Source organism: Marivirga arenosa (assembly GCF_030503875.2).
GTDB lineage: Bacteria > Bacteroidota > Bacteroidia > Cytophagales > Cyclobacteriaceae > Marivirga > Marivirga arenosa.
The window spans coordinates 1,794,744-1,813,721 of sequence record NZ_CP129968.2 but is presented as its reverse complement, the minus strand read 5'-3'; the positions used below and the strand labels follow the sequence as shown (position 1 = coordinate 1,813,721).

The window sequence follows — 18,978 nt, the reverse complement described above, 5'->3', positions numbered from 1 at the left end:
AATAGCAGAACTGGCTTTCACCAGTTCCGCATTTCATCACAACTAGAAACAAAACTCACCTTCTTCAATGACTTTATCAGCTATCATTCTACCTGACTCTTTAAGGTTGAAAGTATTAAATTTGGTAAACCTTTTGAGTGCCATAAGCAGCATCTTAGCGTCATCACCATCCGCAAAAGACAAAATAGCTTTTTGTCCAGCAGATTTTATTTCTTCTACAGCATCGTATAATTGTAATTTTGAAATCTCTAGTTCAACCAGCGCTGCTTCTTCTCCTAATAAGTCTTTTTTATTCTGACTTCTTAACCAGCAAGACTCCACAACATATAATTGAATGAGCATATCAGCTACATTCATTAATATTTCTTGCTCATCTTTCAATTTCACCATCAACTTCTGAGCAGCACTACCCGCAATTGCTAAAATAGCTTTCTTCAAGTTTTGGATTGTAGAAAAAGCTTTTGCCCATTCATCCGTTTCATTATCTGAGCTAAAGCTAGGTACGGAAGTTAATTCAGACTGTATCTCCTGGGCAGCACTCATGAGATCAAGCTCGCCTTTCATTGCCTTTTTCAACAGCATATCCACTATGAGCATTCTGTTAATTTCATTCGTTCCCTCAAATATCCTACTGATCCTGGCATCTCTGTATAATCGAGCCATTGGGGCTTCTTCAGAAAACCCCATTCCGCCATATACCTGTAGGCCTTCATCTACTACAAAATCTTGAACTTCTGTTCCGAATACTTTAATGATAGCACATTCAATTCCAAAAGCAGAAACTGATTTAGGTTTTGCTTGCTCTTTTGAAACACCAGTTGATATTAATTCAGCTTCTTTCTGATCTATATAATCACCAGTTCTATAGGCTGCAGCTTCCAATGCATAGGTTTTGGTAACCATCTGGGCAATCTTATGCTTAATAGCGCCAAATTCACTAATAGACTTTCCGAATTGTTTTCTTTGCTTCGCGTATTCAACCGCATGACGAATTGCCTTTTTTGAAACCCCTACTCCACCAATACCTAATTTTATTCTGCCTGTGCTTAATACATTCAATGCAATTTTAAAACCTTCGCCTCTTTTCCCTAGCATATTATCTTCAGGTACAGCTACATCATTTAAAAATACCTGTCTGGTAGATGATGCTCTGATTCCCATCTTATCTTCCTCATCTCCTAAGCTTAAGCCTTCAAATGATTTTTCAACCACAAATGCAGATAGATCTTTATCATCTTCTACTTTTGCAAAAACAATAAATATATCCGCTATACCCGCATTGGTAATCCACATTTTTTGGCCATTCAGCACATACGCTTTTTTGCTCGAATCATAAACTGCTTTTGTCTTGCCGGAATTAGCATCAGATCCTGCATCTGGTTCAGTTAAACAGTAACATCCTTTCCATTTGCCAGAAATCAAATTGGGAATATATTTAGCTTTTTGATCTTCATTTCCATACAATAGAATGGGGGCAATTCCGATACTGGTTTGTACACCGAATGCTGGGGAAAACTCTGTGCATTTTGCTACCTCTTCTATTACTTTCAAAGTAGTGTTAAAGCTCACCTCAATACCACCATAATTTTCTGGAACACCCAAACTTAGCAGACCTAATTCACCTGCTTTTTCTAATAAATTGATCGTCTGGCTTAAGTCCTTCTTTTTCTCCAATTCATCAGCCAATGGCATTGCTTCTTGCTCTACAAAATCTTTAGCAGAGGTAATCATCATATTTTGTTCCTCCGTAAAATCAGTATTCACAAAAATTCTTTTCGGGGATTGATTGATTAAAAAAGAACCACCCGTGATAGTTGGTTGAAATTTTTCTTGAGTTTCCATAGTTCTATTTAAGTTTTATAAGTTTTCCATATTGAAAATTCTCAGCAAGATGTGGGTAATGAGCCGCTAATTCGCTCATGAACAATTCATAAGGAATATCTTCAAAGTGGCCGTATTGATGTGTATATTCCATGAATTTACCACCCCCCTTATCATATTCCTGGAAGATTGAATCATCATCTAGCTGAAAAGCTAAAGGCTCAACATTCAGCATATGACATAGGGATTCATTAAAAACAGGAGTCAATTTAAGCCAGCGATCGTTCCAGAATATTTCGGCATAACCATGAAAAACCAATGTGTTGGTTTGCAAAATTTCTTCCAGCTTAGCCGTTCCTATATGATTTCTAACATTAGCAAAACCCAAACGGGCAGGCACACCCAAAATGCGGGCACCCGCAACAAACAAACAGCTTTTCTCTACACAGTATCCATAATCTCTATTTACCAAATGGCTGGCACGCATTGCTTCTTTTGAAAAATCTAAAGTGTATGGATCATATTTGAAGCCATCGCGAACTGCATAATAAAGCGCATTTAATTTATATTCTAAATGTTCATGCCCTTTCGTTTTTTCAATTACAAAATCCTGAACATCTGGATGGTCTGAATTTGTAAAATAACCAGGCTTAAGATATCTATCTGTTATTTTTTCTTGCATTTATTAATTAATTAGGCATTATTGCCTAACAAATATAGAGAATAAAACCATCAATTAGGCATGATTGCCTAATTATTTTTATTAGTTCTATTTTTATAGATTTGCCTTGAATAAATCAGCATGAAAACCAAAGATAAAATCCTAGATAAAGCTTTAGAATTATTTAACGAGCATGGCATATCCGCTATATCCAGTAAAACTATAGCGGAAGAAATGGGAATCAGCTATGGGAATTTATGCTATCATTTCCCTAAGAAGGATGACATCATTCTTCAGCTTTATTTAAACATGCAGGAAAGAATTGATGCTCAGTTTAAAAACATTAAAGAAGAGGTGATCAATCTTGAATTTATGTTGAGCAGGCTAAAAGTACTTTTCGAAGAAATCTATAAGTATAAATTCATCTACTTGGGAATTACCAAAGTCATGCGTCATTTCGATCATATTAAAAAACATGCTCAGCAACAATTTGAACAGCGCTGGAAAATATTAGACATGATCTCTGACTTCCTGATAGCTAATGGCTATATGAAACCTTTTAAAGATAGCCGACAAAAAAACATGCTGATTCATTCATTATTGATGATTAGCAATTCATGGATATCGGATGCTGAGACTTTTTATAGCGGTAAAGAGGAGGATAAGGTTGATTATTATATGCAGCTTTTCTTTAATTTAGTGCGCCCCACTTTGACAGAAAAAGGGAAAGAAGGATTTCATAAGGTAGTTAAAAACAGTTCAAATTAATTTAGAAACATTAGCAATTATAAGTTCTCTTATTTTGCAACTTTGAGGGAAGTATTTATTCCATTATTTTTCACAACCAAAGCTTTGCCTTGATACTATATTTATGGAAAACTTAGACTATTGGCCACTCTTTATTGTATTCATGATTGCCTGGATAGTTCCCATGCTGCTTTCGTGGTTTGAAGTCTCAAAAGTCCCTTCTGTTATAGTAGAAATCATTGTAGGAGTAGCCTGTGGCCCTTTTGTTCTCAATATAATCTCTGATACCCCTATAGTAAGCTTTTTAGCTGATACTGGTTTCTTATTCTTGATTTTCCTTTCCGGTTTAGAAATAGATATGCAAAAGATCATCTCTTCTTTTCCAAAAGGTAAAGTAACGCTTTCTAATTTACTCAAAAATTCATTTTTACTTGCCGTATTCATTTATTTTGGCTCCTTGATTTTGTCTCTTCCCTTTGCCTGGTTCATTAGCCTATTTATGGAAATAGACATTTTCTTTTTTGCTTTATTATTACCCACTGTCGCATTAAGTATAACGGTTCCCATCTTAAAAGCAGATGGAGAATTAAGCAGAAAGTTTGGACAGGTCATGCTGATGGAAGGAGCCATTGCCACAGTGATGAGTATCATCATTATATCAGTTTATTCAGGAGTATTAGAAAACGGATTTGAAGTAGAGCTTTTATTATTCATCCTCATATTTTTTGCTTTTACCCTAGTTTATATCATAGGAAAGCAAATTAGCAGAAAGAGAAGGTTTCAGATTATACTCTACAAATTGGAGCATGCTGCAAGCCAAATTCGGATACGCGGAACAGTAGCCCTGCTCATGTTCTTTGTATTAATTGCCCATCTCATCAATACCGAACTCATTATGGGGGCCTTTTTTGCGGGAGCCTTACTCAGTCTTTTTGTGGAGAAAAAACGCTCTTCCTTACTGTTCAAATTAGACGGTATGAGCTATGGCTTTTTCATTCCCATCTTTTTCATCATGGTGGGAGTAAATCTCGATTTATCCTCATTAAGTCAGTTTGAAGAATCTATTCCCTTTATCATCACCCTGCTTTTAGGTTTTGCCATTACCCAAATTCTTCCTGCCCTTATTATGTGGAAAGTATTTGGTCTGAAAAAAGCGCTAGCGGGTGGGGTTTTACTTTGTGCAAGAATGGGCCTTACTATTGCGGCTGCTCAAATTGGTTTAAATCTTGGGGTGATTAATTCAGCAGAAAACGCAGGAATTGTCATTTCTTCGATTTTGATTAGTCTAATTTCTCCGCTGCTCTACAAAATTTTAAATAAATCAGAAGTTGAAGAACACTATGAAATTTACATATTGGGAGGACTTAGAGCCAGTATCATTTTAGCCGAGCGACTCAAAATGCATGGGATTTCTGCTTTAAGTATAGTACAGAAAAAGGATTTAATCCCAGAATATGAAAGAAAGCATCTTAATTTCAATTATGTAGAGCAAATTTCTGAAGAAGTAATTTCGGGTTTAAATATTAGAACAGGGGATTTGGTGATTGTATTAACTGAATCTAAGTTGTTAAACCAAGAGTTAACGACCTTCATAAAAGAGAAACTTCACCACAGTAAGATTATTGCACGAAAGCAATCTGCTAACCGCAAATTAATAGGACCCAATTCGAATATTAAATTTATTGATCACGATGAAGTATTGGCTAGCCATGTGGAATCTTTGATTGTAAGCCCTGATTCTATTTCCTCTTTATCCGAGAGCTTTGAAAATTATAGATTGGAGGAAATACAGATTAAAAGAAAGGAAATTCATAAAAAGAAAGTAAAAGAATTAGCACTCCCTCCTACTGGCTCATTAGTGATTCAAAAGCGTGATGGAGAAGTTTTTATTCCGCATGGTGATACAAAATTATTATTAGGAGATTTCATAACGGTTATTGGAAATCAGAATGCTTTGGCAGAATTTCGAAAAACCTTTGTCGGAAATACATAATAAGATTGTTCTCAATCAGAACATTTAAATCTACTGATGAGGTTCATTTGAATACAGGCAGCGCGTGAAAAACAGTTTTAAGCCACTGTATCGTCCTAAAACAACTTTGCGGCTCATAGATTTAATCGGTTTATAAATTCATAGTTTATAGAATTAATTCCTGAAACTGGACCTCTACCTCTATATCAATAAAATCCCAAATCATATGGTAGGTAATTCTACCTATTTCAGCAAAACCAGTATTTCTACGCTAAAAAATATCCACTCATTATCAGACATTTATAATGTAATCGTAAAAAAACTTCGATTAGACCGCTAGCTAGTATTAATACCATCGAAGTATAAAGGCGTAATCCGAAAAGCCCATATTAAATAGAGTAGGAAAATTAATAATAAAAACATGTCAGAACAAACAAATAAACTAGGCGCATTTTCACCATATTCAAGTGAAATAAGTAAAGCAAGTAAATCAGCTTTTGATGAAGCCATGAAAGGGCTTGTAGGTGTTAGATATGCACCAGTAGCAGTGTCTCATCAAGTTGTATCGGGTACTAATTACCATTTCTTCTGTAATACCGAATCTGCAACAAGACAACCCGTAATTGGAGCAGCGATTGTCAGTATTTATAAGCCATTAGAAGGCTCTGCTATTATTAACAACATCAAAGAAATCAACTAAACTTTAAAGTTATGCAATCAATTCCAATTAAAGTTAAAAACGTTACTGTCTATATGTATTTCAATCCATTGGAACCGTTGTCAGCCGTAATATTAACAAATGCGACTGGTACTTATTCCATTGGCACTTTAGGGCTCAATTCCTTTTACAATTTAGCGCTAGAAAATGAGGGCAAAGTCACAAACCCGTTAAATGTTCATGCTAAGTACTATGCAACATTTGAGACAGAGTCAGGACATAAAGGTACTACTCCTTGGATGTATTGCCTAAATAATTCATCGAAGCCCGACTTTGGTAGAACTATTAGTATGGTGCCTTCAGACACAAATGATATTGGTGTAAATTTAGCAGATGAGTCAGGTTTTATAACACTTGGCGAATTAACTGATATTACTGTTTCACAAGTTTTTCCTTCCCCAGGTATTGGTCAACGTACATTGATCACTAATGGGACAGGAAATATTATTGCCACAAGATTTGGCACTCCACACGAAATGGGTGTACAGGTTAATGATGGTAACTGGTTAGATTCAATTTTAGTAGGATCTAAGAATATTATAATTTCAGCTAAGACCAAAAAAGGGGATATATTTTCTCAAACTGGCTATACTGCCATTAAAGGAGAAAAGCCAGCGATTTTCTTAAAGCAGTTCTTTTAGAAGATTCGAAATTAGCGAAATATAATTTCTTACCCTTTATATATTAGAGCTCCGAAAATTTCAGTGGAATTTTCGGGGCTTTATCTTTTACAAATTTATTTCTTTGCACTTGATTTAAATTTTAATTAAAAGTTTCATAAGCTAGAAACTTGAATCTCCCAACCCTCCGAAGCAATTAATAAGATAACACTTTAAGTGCAAACAAATTTAATAAAAGCCGATTCTACATTGCTGATTTTAGTCCTTCTGAAGAAGATTTCTCTGGACTACAGGAGGATGTAATAATGGATTACTCGGAAAAGCTGGTAAAAATGGGGAGGTTATTGAATTAACAGAGGTACTAAATAAAGATATAAATGACCTCCATCATGCCCATTATCTCCCTCTTTTCCTGGTGAATCAACTGCTACTCCGGGAGTAACTAGTCCATCTGCTCCCGAAGTGTCTAGCTCAGCACCTGTACCTAAAACCAAGATATCTGTAGATACAGCAAGCTTATTTGCTTTTACAGATCCTGATAAAGTGATTTGCTCAGCAAAAAGTGCTAAATTCAATCCAGCATATGCATTGAGATCTATCGTATGATTATCTTCTGCAGATACAATTACATCTAAATCTCCTATTTTTATCTTTCGAATGATTTGTTGGTTACCAGCAAGTTGAGAATAGGCTTTAATATCCTCTCTAGGCAATTGATTTGAGTTTTTTTTCATCGTATCAGGCATAGGTCAAGTTTTAATTCTGTATAGGTCGTTCTTTTGATCTGTGATTATTGTGGCTGCACAATTGCTCACATTGCTATTGAACTATTCAATAGGTTGATCATTACAAATAGACAGAATTATATCAAGGTATTTTAGAGTAGAAAATACCTAATTGACTGGCACGTATTTATACCTGATAATGGAATTATGAAATGGGGTGAATATTATGGGCTATTGCATAAACGACTAGTCCAACGGTATTCTTCGCTCCAACTTTTTCTAATATTCTTTGACGATGACCTTCAACCGTTCTTTTACTAATGAACAATTGATCTGCAATTTCTTGATTGGTGTATTCTTGACAAATTAATTTTAATACATCAATTTCTCTACTCGATAACTCTTGTTCAGCCTCTAAAGTGGGTTGTTTTGGTTTACTTATCATAAAATCTACAAGCATATCCTGATCCTTCTTCGTAAAATATACCCCCTTTTCATATACTGATTCTACAACTTGCAAAAGCTCAATCTTATTTGAGTTTTTAGGGATAAAAGCTGAAACTCCTAACTTAATCATATGCCCGAGCACATTACTTTTGTAATGAGATGAGAGTATAATGATTTTCAAATCAGGATATTTCGCTCTCAAAACTTCAACTAAATCAAAACCATCCATTGGCTTCATTTGAACATCGATCAGGGCAATATCAGGAAAATCTGATTTTTGAATTCCTTCCATCTCGTATAGAAAATCTTCACCACTACTGGCTGTTTTAACAACTTTTATATTTTCTACATTTGAAAATAAAAGCGAGAGTCCTTCTAAAATTAAAGGCTCGTCATCTACTAATGCTAATTTTATTATTGTACTCACGGTTTTAAATAGGCTATAATTAATCTAGTCCCCTTAGCTGTTTTACTTTTCCACTTACTATATGCATCAATAGATTGAATTCTACCATCAATATTTTTAAGTCCCATCCCCTTTTGCAGCGTGTCATGATTAAACCCTATGCCGTTATCCGATAAAATCATTGCAAAAGAGGTCTCAGTATCTCTTAAATGGATTAGCATTTTTTTTGCATGAGCATGCTTAATAACATTAGTTAAAAACTCCTGGATGATACGATAGATTTTCACTTCAATTGAAATATCTTTTTTTTGGTAATCATGCTGGGCTATTAATTGAATTGATAGAGATGTATTAACCGAAGCAATTAAAGCTTCAATTTGAAAAATTAAGCCAAATTTCTCCAGATTAGCTGGATATAAAGTGTGCGATATGTTCCGAACCGCTTCAATTAGCGTTGGTATCTGTTGACTAACCACTTCCTTTGAACGATTGCTATTCCATGTATCTTCGTTATTAATCCAGAGTGAGAGAATATTGAGCTTGTTCCCCACATCATCATGCAGCATTTCAGCTATCCGTTTCCTTTCATTTTCCTGCACAATGGTATATTGCATGCTAATCTCTTTTTGATGCTCTAACTCTAATTGATGTTGCCTGGATTGTTCTCTCAAAATCTTTTGAATAAAGGCTCTATATACCGCAAAAAAAGTAATTATAATTATCGATAGTACGATAATCATAATTACTATATATAAGATCTTGACTTCCATTTTTTGAAACTGTAAAATGTATAGATGAAACTACCGTATAAAATAGAAGAAAGAATATTATTTATAATCCAAAGATTGATGCTGTGCTCAGTCAATTGATTAATTAACAAGAATAAAAATAAAGATACGCTATAGTACAGAAATAGGGCTCCGAAAATAAACCAACTCTGTTTGCTTCTTTCAACTTCCCTCATGTTTTTAACGAGTAGAATAGCCAGTAAACAGATAATAATTAAATGGGAAATAATCTTTGCATAACCGGTAGAAGCATCTTGATGAACAAACCATAAGATAGTGGTTTCAATAAAGATAAAACTAGCCACTATTCCTGTTACTAGTTTCCACATTTTTGTCGCTTTGAATTCTGTTAGGCATAAGCTCATTAATATCAAAAACTCTCCTGTGACGTAGATTGGATATAAATACTGTGTAGTCTTACTCTCCAATATATAAATTGAGAATATCGTAATACTCTCAATTCCTAAAATAAAACCCAGATAGATTATATGCCATTTTTTAAATTCATTATTCCGTATTACTTCATTGCTTACACCATACAAAAAAGCGGTAATCAATAAAGAATAAGAGAGAATGATAGAGCTTAAAATATAATTGTTCATCAACCTAAAAGCCCGAAATCTACACCGTCTTTGCAAAGGGGTGGGCAAGGGTGAGCCCAATCTTGCGAGTTCGTTAGCATTATTTCATCAACAGCCTGCGAACTAATAATCTGTGCAGATTTGGTTTGATTTTCTACAGCAATAAAAATTAATATGGGCAAAGCTTTTTGATAAATGGAAGAATGTTTAAAACCAAAGAAAGCAACCACTTCACCATCTTGGCCCGTTTCTCGTGATATATCTGAAAAAGGTACCGTAAAGGTTCTAAAGATATTCTTCCCATTTGATTTTTTAGACTGATAATAAAACCAATCTAAACATTCATTTTTCCATTTCTCTATGTCTTTTACAGAAGCTCTTTCCGTTATACTAGGTTCATTGTAAGTGGGAAAATCCTTTTCTTCACTATATTTTGTAATCTCTAGATTTTCAGAAAGCACGGTTTTCTTTCTAGTCGTAACAACATCAGTTTCAGTTATTACTATTTCTTTATTTAATCTTTTTAATTCTGAATATAAATAGGAAGTAAGTTCTTTTTCTGTCCCCTTTTTATCTAAAGGAACCACAATTAAAATTAGCTGATCTTCATGAACTCCTATATAGGTATGGAACTTACCGTTATCATTGTTCTCTTCAAGCCATTGACATTCTTTTTGATTAAAGCTGAAGGCAGCGGCTGGAGGTACTAAAGATTTGATTTCATTATAATGCGCTCTGGTCTTTTCCCACTTTTCGATGGCGAGAATACATTTTTCTTTTTCAAGCATGATCTTATTATTTGGTTTTGGCTATTTATATAAGTTAAGTAATTGTTTACATCTACTATTTTTCTCTTTATCAACTTTTAAACTTCACAAGGACATTACTTATCATTCAAAATTCGTTAGTGTTACTGTAATTTAACAGCTTCACCATTTTCAATACATCCAAAACCCTTTTCATTATTTTTGAAAAATAAATCTCAAAAAAAAAGCTAGTATTCATTTTGCCTATTCAAGCATAAGAAATAATAGCGTTAAAGGGCTTACTATCCTAATGAAACTATATAAACTCTTGTTATTGTGCTTATAATTCTTCTGGACCAGAACATGCACCAATACTATCGATAAAACAAAAAAATTGATGAATAGCAGGTTTTGGTCGTTGAAGAAATCAATAAGTAAATATAGCCGATTAATTATAAAAATCACCTTAAAATACAAGTATTAATCGGAGATCAGATATTTTTTTAGATTTAAAATGAAATTTGGGAAGAGCAATGCTTAATCTGATAATCATTGCCTACTTAGCAGAGAATTTTATTATTTATAGGCAGTACAATATTTTAAAATTAGAACATTTTTTACCTCCATTCAGAATGGTAGGGGAACAATAGTTTTAAGCCACATTTAAATTATGCGCATATCTATTTTGATGAAATAATTATGCGTGGTCAAAAATTTCAATCGCGCATATCCAATTTTTAGAGTCCGCATATATGCGGGTTGCAAAGTGGATACGCATATATGCGTGACTGAAACATAGTGCGCATATATGCGGGCTGCAAAATCAATGCGCATATTCTCACCTTTTGCTGAAATACTACTTTGAGTATTAGTTTTTACCACTAAAAATACTCTCAGTTGGATACCTTGTTATTTCATGGCCAATGAAAGTTCTATGTGGTTTATATTGAATAAGGGTATAGCATTACGCAGAGCATGGCGGGAACGTAGAGGGGAACCTCAAGTTTTTTATAAGTAATCATGTTTTCTATCTAAATAAATTTCTGCTTCTAATATTGGTTTGAGAGTAAGCAAAATATGTACAATAATACCGATAACAACAAAAACGCTTAATAGTGCATATGATTGGTCGATGAATACGTAGGTTAATGTCGGAATAATCAGACCAAAAGAAAGTAGTAAAATAACCGCTGAAATAAAATATTTAATTGTCATTGGTAAACTAGAATTTACAAGTCTTGTTAATTTAAATAGTCTCGGTATAACATGATACTGAAAATCAAGACTAACTTCTTTAAGCTTATTTCTTGCTAAATTTTCTATATTGTTTTCAGGATAAATCCGATTAATATTGTTAATAATTTCTTTTACATCATAGGATGATAAAAATGTTTCAGGAAAAATCTGTATTTCTGAACAGTTGTACCAGATTTGATTTGAATCTGTAAATATGATGAAATCCTTCATTTCATCATAAGAATAAATATAGTCTGGTGGAAATTCTGTATATAATAAACCAGAATTCAAAAATGATTCATCAGCCAGCATATGAAGTTGTAAAATCAACGAAACAACATTATAAGACATATCGTCTCTATAAAATGATTTAACCTTTGCATATTCTATTTCATCATCGTAATTCGGATAAAAATACTCTTTAAATGTTACATCATTTCTTATAGACATAGCATATTGATATGAATCGTAGAAAGGTTGCTCTTTTGACCAAAAAACATGATCCCGTGAAAGACTAAAGCAAATTTTTCTGAAGTAAGTTAATTTATTAGAAAGTTCGCGGATAGATCCTGTGTATTTCAACTTATCTTGTCTAATAGTTATAACTTTCGTTATTAGAAAACCAAGCACAAAAGATGCAATAATCCCGCTTGCTATATTCATATAATCATATGATTCCAAAAGTCTTTCATTGAAGCTTCGATCAGTTTGGATTTTGTATATCCCGACTCCTAATAATCCCAAAGTAAGGATTGCAGAGAGAACCATATTTCTCAAGAAAACATTATTCCAAAACATTGAAAAATTAGAGCTATTTTTGTGATTGTTTCTTTTGAAGTTGTGATAAAAATACGAAGGGACATTAAATAGCTTAACATGTCTGACTCGGTTTTGATTTGTATCTGCTTCTTTAGGAAGTTTGTATTCTACTGTTAAACGTGATATCGAAATATAATTACTAAATTTTGAGACATTCTCTTTCGCCCATTCCTTAAGGTGTTTTACGCAAGATTGATGAAGCTTTTCTAAGTCGTCATCCCAATTTATTTCTTCTGATGTTAGATCAACTCTTAAATAATTAATGCTTTCTCTGCTCTTACATTGTACTGAGCCTGACATCTCAATGGAGTCAAAATAGTAAACTGTAAATAATTCAATCTCTTCCCGGAGTATTTCTATATCAGTCAGCTTTTCTTTCATTTTTCGGTCGTTAATTCTTTTCCGCTGAAAGTTCCATATGGTTTTCCAGAAAATTCTCCTGTCTTGTAAAAATCTACTAATACTTTAATCGTTAGGTCAACATCTTTTTCATTTTCTATAATAATTTTACCATTATTCTTCTTAAGTTGACCTCCATACCGTTTGGCAATCTTTATCATCTTATTTAATGATTTTTCATTTAGGTTTTGATAATTGTTAATTTTTTTGAGTCTAACCAGCTTTCGATGAATGGCAGGCGTCTCTTTGATTTGCTTTTTTAAAATGTCTAATCCATCAAACATTTCTGTTTTAATTAATTCATCTGCTATTTTTTCAGCATGCTCTTTAAATTCTTCTGTTAAACCTGTTATCTGTTCGAACTGTGTCTTTTGAAAGATATAGAAAATATCTTCAAAATAAATACAGTCAATGCGTTCATCTAGATTTATCGTTTCACCTTTTAGTACTTCAAGTTTGTTACTTACTGTATTAAACTTCGTTCTAAATGTTCCAAATAATTTTTTGCTACTGTTAGCTTCTTCATCAATGGCTACTTTTCCCTTTAATATCTTGCGAAAAGAATAAATCCAATCGTGATTATCATCAAAAAACCCAACAGTGTAAGCCCATAATTCCTGTGATTTTACAATTTCTGTAAGGTTTTTTATTTTGGCAATTTTCGATTTATTTTTCAGTTTATTTTGGACTACATCAAGAAATGACATAGCCTTATTGGTACCATCATATGTGAATATTTGCTGAGTGCTATCAGTAATAGCTTCATATTCTGTAATCTCTAAATTCTTTTTAGCTACATACTCTAATTGTTTTATTGAAACATCGTATAAGTGAGATGCTATTTCCTTGTCAATATCAACTTGGTATATCTCAAAATCATACTTATCGAGCACTTTTGCTCTTTTTTTTAGATTTGGCTTTAACACACGAGTGATAAAATACAAATGCAGATTTTCATCATTTATATCTTCAAATTTGTCTAAAAATTGATCTATCATTTTTCATTTATTTTTATAGAATAGAACATTTTATTTCCAATAGAATAGAGTTTAATTGAGTCATCTTCCTGTAAGTCCTTTTCTTTTGAAATTAAAATGCCATTTCTGATTTTTTCTCCTTCCATATATTCAAATTCAAAAATTGAATATCTCAAGTTTAAAACTGGGTTTATTAGCAGCAATGATGAGTTTATGTAAACTCTATATATTATGAAAATTATAAAACATATGGAGACTAAATCAAGCCAATTATTAAAGCTCTGAAAAGCAAATGGAATAATATAAGTAGCTATATATCCAATAGATTCACTATTCTTATTCTCAATTTTAGAAATCTTTGTCGGAAAACCATTTTTAGAAGCTTTATGAATATTGCTTAATGTTATAATCGCTCCCAGGTATCCATAGGTACCAAGAACTAAAAGCAATATTGACAACCCAAACTTCTCCATGAATAAATTTAGCGAAGAGAATTCGCAACCTCCCCAATGTAAATACTCCGAATTATTATAGACTTGCTTAAAAATTATTAATACGAACAATGGTAAATAGGATGTAACGAACAGAGTAAACTGTGCCCTTCTTTTCAAGTTATTTGCTACCGTCTTATTCAATTATTTTTTGATTGATTGTGCTCTAATAAAAACCTTTAATAATGTTACTATTCTAAACTACCTGATATAATAGATACTTCTTAATTATATTAACTATGTATCATCTAACCCAAAAAAGAAAAGTAGAGTATTTGCAGGTTTTGGTTACAGATGAACTTGATATATAAATATAGGGGATTAATTATAAAATACATCGGGATAATACAGGAATTGGTCGAAATATATTAGAATTTCAGAAAGCTGACATTGACTTATCCTAAAATAGCTTTTTAGAAAAAAATAATACAAAAGCTATTCATCTTAGTAAAGTTAATTTGAGATGATACAGAAATCTATCATCACTTCAACTTCTCATTATTCTTATGACGATCGGCATCACGAATATTCTTTTTCTCAAGGTTTTTCTTTAAAGCAGCAGTCAGGTCTACTCCGGTTTGATTGGCTAAGCAGATCAATACCCATAAGACATCCGCCATTTCATCTCCCAGATCGTATTTTTTATCGCTTTCTTTAAAGGATTGCTCACCGTATTTTCTGGAAATAATTCTGGCTAGTTCACCCACTTCTTCAGTAAGAATGGCCATATTAGTGAGCTCGCTGAAATATTTTACACCCACCGTTTTAATCCATTCATCTACGGTTTTTTGAGCTTCTGAAATTGTAATATCCTCTTTCATCTTAAAGATCTGCCTTTAAATCAAACACTTTTGCACCTGCTGAATAGGTCTCTAACACCTTTGTGGTGCGTAATTCTTCATATGGAGCTACCATAATATCACGATCCAAAATCACGAAATCAGCAAATTTACCCGCTTCAATGCTTCCTTTTTCCTTTTCCTCAAATTGACCAAAAGCTGCCCATATCGTCATCCCTTTCAAGGCATCTTCTCGACTTAAAGCGTTTTCCATCTGGAAACCTTCTTCCGGCATATTTTGATCATCCTGCCTTGCTACCGCTGCATGAAAACCGTAAATGGGATTGATATCCTCAACCGGAAAGTCAGATCCTAACACTAATTTCCCCGTTTGCTCTAATAATTCCTGATATGCATAGGCATTTTTAACGCGCTCCTCTCCCAGCCTTTCATGTGCCCAGTCCATATCAGAGGTAGCATGGGTAGGTTGCACAGAAGGTAGAATATCATAATCTCCAAATTTGCTAAAATCATTTTCCGCTAAAACTTGTGCGTGTTCAATTCTCCATCTTCTATCATTTTTGCCTTTAAGGTATTTAGCATAAATATTAGTGATGGCTCTATTAGCTGAATCGCCTATACAATGGGTATTCATTTGAAAGTTTTTGGCAAAGATAAGTCTAGCTAAGCTGTCAAAAACCTGAGGCTCACTTCTTAAAAATCCATAATTATCTTCATCATCTGAATAAGGGCGGATTAAACAAGCCCCTCTGGAACCTAAAGCGCCATCTCCGTAAATCTTGAAGGCTCTTACATTTAAATAATCTGTTTTGTACTGTCCATTACTGAAGTAGTAATTCAAATTCTCAGCAGTAGGATTAATCATCGCATAAATACGCATGCTTAGCAGACTATCTTGATGCATTTCATCTAATAAGTCAATCTGCGATTTATCTAAACCTGCCTCGCCAAGTGAGGTGATACCCACTTCAAAACAATTGGCCTGAGCTTGTTGAATTAAACTCTTCTTTTGCTGTTTGCTCAATTCAGGCATTTTATCCGTCAGGAGCTTCATAGCATTATCAATTAGCACACCAGTGGGTTCCCCATTTTCTGTAATGATTTCACCCCCTGAAACTTTGGTCTGACCATTAATTCCAGCCAAATCAAGCCCTTTTTGATTGGTTAATAAGGCATGAGCATCTACTCTTTTGAGAATCACAATCTTTTCAGGAAATAGAATATCTAATGTATCCTTGGTAGGAAATTGCTTTCCTACCCAATTGTTTTGATCCCAACCTAATCCTAAAATTGAAGTCTCATTTGGATGTTCTTCTACATGTTTCTGAATTCTTTGAATCAGTTCGTTAAATGATTGGGTTCCGAATAAATCGACCTCTCTCAATCCTTTGGCATAGCGAATAAAATGAGAATGTCCATCAATTAAGCCCGGATAAACGGGAGAATTCAAAAGATCTATTTCCTCCTCGGCTGTATACTTATTTTGAATATCACGTGAACTTCCAACTGCCACAAATCTACCATCCTTTATGGCAAAAGCTTCCGCATTATCAAAATTGCTATTTACCGTATAAATGTTGCCATTAAAATAAATGGAATCTACTTTTTCTTTTTTAGAACAAGAGCTGAAAATAATTAGAGAGATAAAGAAAAGAAATAGGTTTTTCATGTGGGCAGAAGTCAGATTATAAGTTAATAAATAAGGAATCAAACAGCCATTATCAAAGCTGCTTGATTCACTTTTTATACTATCAATCGTTATCGAATAATGTTTCAGTAAATTTCAAATGCTTAACGGATTCACCAGAATCTTTCAATTCGATTAAGGCATCAATCCCGATTTGCAAATGATAATTCACATAATTACCGGTCACCTTTTGGTCACTTTCAGCAGTTTTCACGCCTTCCGGAGTCATTGGATTATCTGAAACTAATAATAAAGCTCCTCTCGGAATACTATTCACAAAACCTACAGAGAAGATCGTAGCCGTTTCCATATCAACCGCCATGGCTCTGATTCGTCTTAAATAATCTTTAAACTCATCATCATGTTCCCAAACTCTGCGATTTGTAGTAAATACGGTACCTGTATAATAATCCATCTCATGCTTTTTAATCATGGATGAAACGGCTCTTTGTAAACGGAAAGAAGGTAAAGCGGGCACTTCTGGTGGCATATAGTCGTTACTTGTACCTTCACCTCTGATTCCAGCAAGTGGTAATATCAAATCTCCTATTTTAGATTTCTTTTTTATACCCCCGCATTTTCCTAAAAACAAAACCGCTTTAGGCATAATTGCTGACAACAAATCCATTACTGTAGCCGCAACAGAACTTCCCATTCCGAAGTTAATGATCGTAATTCCTTCGGCTGTAGCAGTTTGCATGGGCTTATTTCTACCCTTAATTTCCACATCGTATTGTTTAGCAAACATTTCTACATAATTGATGAAATTGGTCAATAAAATATAATCACCAAATTCATCTAAGCCCGTTCCTGTGTAACGTGGCAACCAGTTGTCTACAATTTCCTTTTTTGTTTTCATTAATCAGCTTTATTTTATTATTTAAAAACCTGTCAGGTTTACTTCTAACTGAAATAAATCAGCTTTTATCAACATATTCTAATATTTCTATTTGAAAAACCTGACAGCTTTAACCAAACTATATTTTTTTATCTACAATTAAATTTAACTTGCCACAAAATTAAGGGAAAACTTATGCAAAAATTAAATCTTCCGCCATATGATGTGAACCTGCGTAAAATGGGCGGCAAGATACACATTTTTGACCCCATCAGGAAGAAGTTTTTGGTATTAACACCGGAAGAATGGGTAAGGCAACATTTTTTACAATTCCTTCTCCATCATAAAAATTATCCTGCTAGCTTAATTAAAATGGAATCAGGGCTAAAATATCATGAACGAAATAAAAGAACTGATTTAATTGCCTTTGATCGTAATATGGAGCCATTACTCTTAGTGGAATGTAAGGCGCCAGATGTTAAAATCACTAAAAAAACATTCACCCAAATCACGAATTACTACAGTCAGTTTCAAGCGAAATATATGATCGTAACCAATGGATTGGATCATTACTGCTTCAGACCTAATGAAAAAGAAATTGTATTTGAAGAGGAAATCCCAACTTTTAAAAGCGATAACTCCTAAGCTTTCAGAAGCTGCAAAAATGATTTTAAATCTTCATGGCTATCATTAAAATGTTGATTTCCAACTTTCAATAGTTGATTTACTCCCACTACATTCACAGTAAAAACAGAATAGTTTAAAGGGATTTCATTTAATTTCCATTCTATTTCTTCTATTTCAAACCCATGTCGCTTTATATTTTTCATGATAAATCGCCTAACAACACCATTTATACATCCTGTTTTCAAACTAGGAGTGAATAACTTTTTATGTGCAAAATCAAAGAAAAATAAATTTGCAGCGGATGCCTCGGCTAGTAGTCCTTCTGAGTTCAAAATTATAAGCTCATCTAAGGCTCTCTCCTTTTTCTCAATGCCTGCTAATACATATTCAATAGCAGAAATGCTTTTTAAAGCACTGAATTTAGAATACTGTAAGGCTACACTTTCTGAAAGTGCTACATTCTTGTAAAGTTTGATTTCTTTAATCTCAGTCGAATCAGCTGAAATTAAATAGTTGCATTCTGAACTAGTGGGTGTGTATAAACCACCGTTTTTCCGCCAAAAGTAAATCTTAACTCTAGCGGTTTTATTCGACAATTCATTTTGGAGCAGCAATTCATTTACCTGATTGAATAAAACTTCTTTACTGATAGAAAAATCAATTTTTAAAATTTTTAGTCCCTCTGAAATTCTTTCCCAATGCTCTTCATGGAATCTTATATTTCCACTTTCGCATAACAGAGTTTCAAAAATACCATCCCCATATTGAAATCCTCTATTGTTAAAATCGATTGATTCTGAAGAAGTTAATCTACCATTGTAGTTAATCATACTAATATCACCTTTAAAACTTCCTTAATCCATTCATCAATA

The 18,978-nt window shown here is 33.5% G+C and carries 19 protein-coding genes; 5 read left to right on the top strand and 14 right to left on the bottom strand.

Going from position 1 to position 18,978, the window contains the following annotated elements:
• Window positions 1-42: 42 nt before the first annotated feature.
• Window positions 43-1,842, bottom strand: coding sequence for an acyl-CoA dehydrogenase family protein (locus tag QYS47_RS07840; protein WP_322348292.1), 1,800 nt, complete (start codon window positions 1,840-1,842; stop codon window positions 43-45).
• A gap of 4 nt (window positions 1,843-1,846) precedes the next feature.
• A complete protein-coding gene (locus QYS47_RS07835) occupies window positions 1,847-2,503 on the bottom strand; it encodes a transglutaminase-like domain-containing protein (protein ID WP_322348291.1) in 657 nt (218 codons plus the stop codon).
• A gap of 120 nt (window positions 2,504-2,623) precedes the next feature.
• On the opposite strand from QYS47_RS07835, the gene QYS47_RS07830 reads away from it, so the two are divergent.
• From QYS47_RS07830 to QYS47_RS07815, 4 genes are all read left to right on the top strand, one after another.
• Window positions 2,624-3,250, top strand: a complete 627-nt coding sequence (locus QYS47_RS07830; RefSeq protein WP_322348290.1) for a TetR/AcrR family transcriptional regulator — start codon at window positions 2,624-2,626, stop codon at window positions 3,248-3,250.
• Between the two features lie 103 nt (window positions 3,251-3,353).
• A complete protein-coding gene (locus QYS47_RS07825; RefSeq protein WP_322348289.1) occupies window positions 3,354-5,222 on the top strand; it encodes a cation:proton antiporter domain-containing protein in 1,869 nt (622 codons plus the stop codon).
• A 400-nt stretch (window positions 5,223-5,622) separates the two neighbouring features.
• Entirely contained in the window at window positions 5,623-5,901 is a 279-nt protein-coding gene (locus QYS47_RS07820) for a hypothetical protein (RefSeq protein ID WP_308357078.1), read from the top strand.
• Between the two features lie 11 nt (window positions 5,902-5,912).
• On the top strand, window positions 5,913-6,560 hold the full coding sequence (locus QYS47_RS07815) for a hypothetical protein (RefSeq protein WP_322348288.1): 648 nt from the start codon (window positions 5,913-5,915) through the stop codon (window positions 6,558-6,560).
• A gap of 320 nt (window positions 6,561-6,880) precedes the next feature.
• On the opposite strand, the gene QYS47_RS07810 is transcribed toward QYS47_RS07815, so the two are convergent.
• The 11 genes from QYS47_RS07810 to QYS47_RS07760 all read right to left on the bottom strand — a co-directional run bounded on the left by QYS47_RS07810 (window position 6,881) and on the right by QYS47_RS07760 (window position 17,500).
• Entirely contained in the window at window positions 6,881-7,273 is a 393-nt protein-coding gene (locus tag QYS47_RS07810) for a hypothetical protein (protein WP_322348287.1), read from the bottom strand.
• A gap of 196 nt (window positions 7,274-7,469) precedes the next feature.
• Window positions 7,470-8,138, bottom strand: coding sequence for a response regulator transcription factor (locus QYS47_RS07805; protein WP_308357082.1), 669 nt, complete (start codon window positions 8,136-8,138; stop codon window positions 7,470-7,472).
• A complete protein-coding gene (locus tag QYS47_RS07800; protein WP_322348286.1) occupies window positions 8,135-8,887 on the bottom strand; it encodes a sensor histidine kinase in 753 nt (250 codons plus the stop codon). Before QYS47_RS07800 ends, QYS47_RS07805 begins: the two co-directional genes overlap by 4 nt.
• Entirely contained in the window at window positions 8,863-9,507 is a 645-nt protein-coding gene (locus QYS47_RS07795) for a hypothetical protein (RefSeq protein ID WP_322348285.1), read from the bottom strand. The genes QYS47_RS07800 and QYS47_RS07795 overlap by 25 nt, the downstream gene beginning before the upstream one ends.
• Window positions 9,507-10,274 (bottom strand): hypothetical protein, encoded by a 768-nt coding sequence (locus QYS47_RS07790; RefSeq protein ID WP_322348284.1) that lies wholly within the window; start codon window positions 10,272-10,274, stop codon window positions 9,507-9,509. Before QYS47_RS07790 ends, QYS47_RS07795 begins: the two co-directional genes overlap by 1 nt.
• Before the next feature lie 966 nt (window positions 10,275-11,240).
• The gene (locus QYS47_RS07785) at window positions 11,241-12,668 is read right to left on the bottom strand and encodes a hypothetical protein (protein ID WP_322348283.1); all 1,428 of its coding nucleotides are present in this window, start codon (window positions 12,666-12,668) and stop codon (window positions 11,241-11,243) included.
• On the bottom strand, window positions 12,665-13,684 hold the full coding sequence (locus QYS47_RS07780; protein WP_322348282.1) for a Kiwa anti-phage protein KwaB-like domain-containing protein: 1,020 nt from the start codon (window positions 13,682-13,684) through the stop codon (window positions 12,665-12,667). The genes QYS47_RS07785 and QYS47_RS07780 overlap by 4 nt, the downstream gene beginning before the upstream one ends.
• Window positions 13,681-14,136: a hypothetical protein gene (locus QYS47_RS07775; protein ID WP_322348281.1), complete on the bottom strand. Its 456-nt coding sequence runs from the start codon at window positions 14,134-14,136 to the stop codon at window positions 13,681-13,683. Before QYS47_RS07775 ends, QYS47_RS07780 begins: the two co-directional genes overlap by 4 nt.
• Window positions 14,137-14,636: 500 nt before the next feature.
• Window positions 14,637-14,963 carry a nucleotide pyrophosphohydrolase gene (locus tag QYS47_RS07770; protein ID WP_322348399.1) on the bottom strand — a complete coding sequence of 109 codons (327 nt, stop codon included), beginning with the start codon at window positions 14,961-14,963 and terminating at the stop codon, window positions 14,637-14,639.
• A gap of 13 nt (window positions 14,964-14,976) precedes the next feature.
• Entirely contained in the window at window positions 14,977-16,623 is a 1,647-nt protein-coding gene (locus tag QYS47_RS07765) for an amidohydrolase (RefSeq protein WP_322348280.1), read from the bottom strand.
• A gap of 82 nt (window positions 16,624-16,705) precedes the next feature.
• Window positions 16,706-17,500, bottom strand: a complete 795-nt coding sequence (locus QYS47_RS07760) for an AMP nucleosidase (protein ID WP_308357090.1) — start codon at window positions 17,498-17,500, stop codon at window positions 16,706-16,708.
• A 174-nt stretch (window positions 17,501-17,674) separates the two neighbouring features.
• Between QYS47_RS07760 and QYS47_RS07755 the strand changes: the two genes are divergently transcribed.
• Window positions 17,675-18,124 (top strand): type I restriction enzyme HsdR N-terminal domain-containing protein, encoded by a 450-nt coding sequence (locus tag QYS47_RS07755; protein ID WP_322348279.1) that lies wholly within the window; start codon window positions 17,675-17,677, stop codon window positions 18,122-18,124.
• Here QYS47_RS07755 and QYS47_RS07750 read toward each other — a convergent pair.
• Window positions 18,121-18,936 (bottom strand): aminotransferase class IV, encoded by an 816-nt coding sequence (locus QYS47_RS07750; RefSeq protein WP_322348278.1) that lies wholly within the window; start codon window positions 18,934-18,936, stop codon window positions 18,121-18,123. The two genes, QYS47_RS07755 and QYS47_RS07750, sit on opposite strands and share 4 nt — an antisense overlap.
• Between the last annotated feature and the right edge of the window lie 42 nt (window positions 18,937-18,978).

What these genes read in the sequence shown, in the direction of transcription:
- QYS47_RS07840 (WP_322348292.1), bottom strand. Translation starts at nt 1,842, where the DNA reads ATGGAAACTCAAGAAAAATTTCAACCAACTATCACGGGTGGTTCTTTT.
- QYS47_RS07835 (WP_322348291.1), bottom strand. Translation starts at nt 2,503, where the DNA reads ATGCAAGAAAAAATAACAGATAGATATCTTAAGCCTGGTTATTTTACA.
- QYS47_RS07830 (WP_322348290.1), top strand. Translation starts at nt 2,624, where the DNA reads ATGAAAACCAAAGATAAAATCCTAGATAAAGCTTTAGAATTATTTAAC.
- QYS47_RS07825 (WP_322348289.1), top strand. Translation starts at nt 3,354, where the DNA reads ATGGAAAACTTAGACTATTGGCCACTCTTTATTGTATTCATGATTGCC.
- QYS47_RS07820 (WP_308357078.1), top strand. Translation starts at nt 5,623, where the DNA reads ATGTCAGAACAAACAAATAAACTAGGCGCATTTTCACCATATTCAAGT.
- QYS47_RS07815 (WP_322348288.1), top strand. Translation starts at nt 5,913, where the DNA reads ATGCAATCAATTCCAATTAAAGTTAAAAACGTTACTGTCTATATGTAT.
- QYS47_RS07810 (WP_322348287.1), bottom strand. Translation starts at nt 7,273, where the DNA reads ATGAAAAAAAACTCAAATCAATTGCCTAGAGAGGATATTAAAGCCTAT.
- QYS47_RS07800 (WP_322348286.1), bottom strand. Translation starts at nt 8,887, where the DNA reads ATGGAAGTCAAGATCTTATATATAGTAATTATGATTATCGTACTATCG.
- QYS47_RS07795 (WP_322348285.1), bottom strand. Translation starts at nt 9,507, where the DNA reads ATGAACAATTATATTTTAAGCTCTATCATTCTCTCTTATTCTTTATTG.
- QYS47_RS07790 (WP_322348284.1), bottom strand. Translation starts at nt 10,274, where the DNA reads ATGCTTGAAAAAGAAAAATGTATTCTCGCCATCGAAAAGTGGGAAAAG.
- QYS47_RS07785 (WP_322348283.1), bottom strand. Translation starts at nt 12,668, where the DNA reads ATGAAAGAAAAGCTGACTGATATAGAAATACTCCGGGAAGAGATTGAA.
- QYS47_RS07780 (WP_322348282.1), bottom strand. Translation starts at nt 13,684, where the DNA reads ATGATAGATCAATTTTTAGACAAATTTGAAGATATAAATGATGAAAAT.
- QYS47_RS07775 (WP_322348281.1), bottom strand. Translation starts at nt 14,136, where the DNA reads ATGGAGAAGTTTGGGTTGTCAATATTGCTTTTAGTTCTTGGTACCTAT.
- QYS47_RS07765 (WP_322348280.1), bottom strand. Translation starts at nt 16,623, where the DNA reads ATGAAAAACCTATTTCTTTTCTTTATCTCTCTAATTATTTTCAGCTCT.
- QYS47_RS07760 (WP_308357090.1), bottom strand. Translation starts at nt 17,500, where the DNA reads ATGAAAACAAAAAAGGAAATTGTAGACAACTGGTTGCCACGTTACACA.
- QYS47_RS07755 (WP_322348279.1), top strand. Translation starts at nt 17,675, where the DNA reads ATGCAAAAATTAAATCTTCCGCCATATGATGTGAACCTGCGTAAAATG.
- QYS47_RS07750 (WP_322348278.1), bottom strand. Translation starts at nt 18,936, where the DNA reads ATGATTAACTACAATGGTAGATTAACTTCTTCAGAATCAATCGATTTT.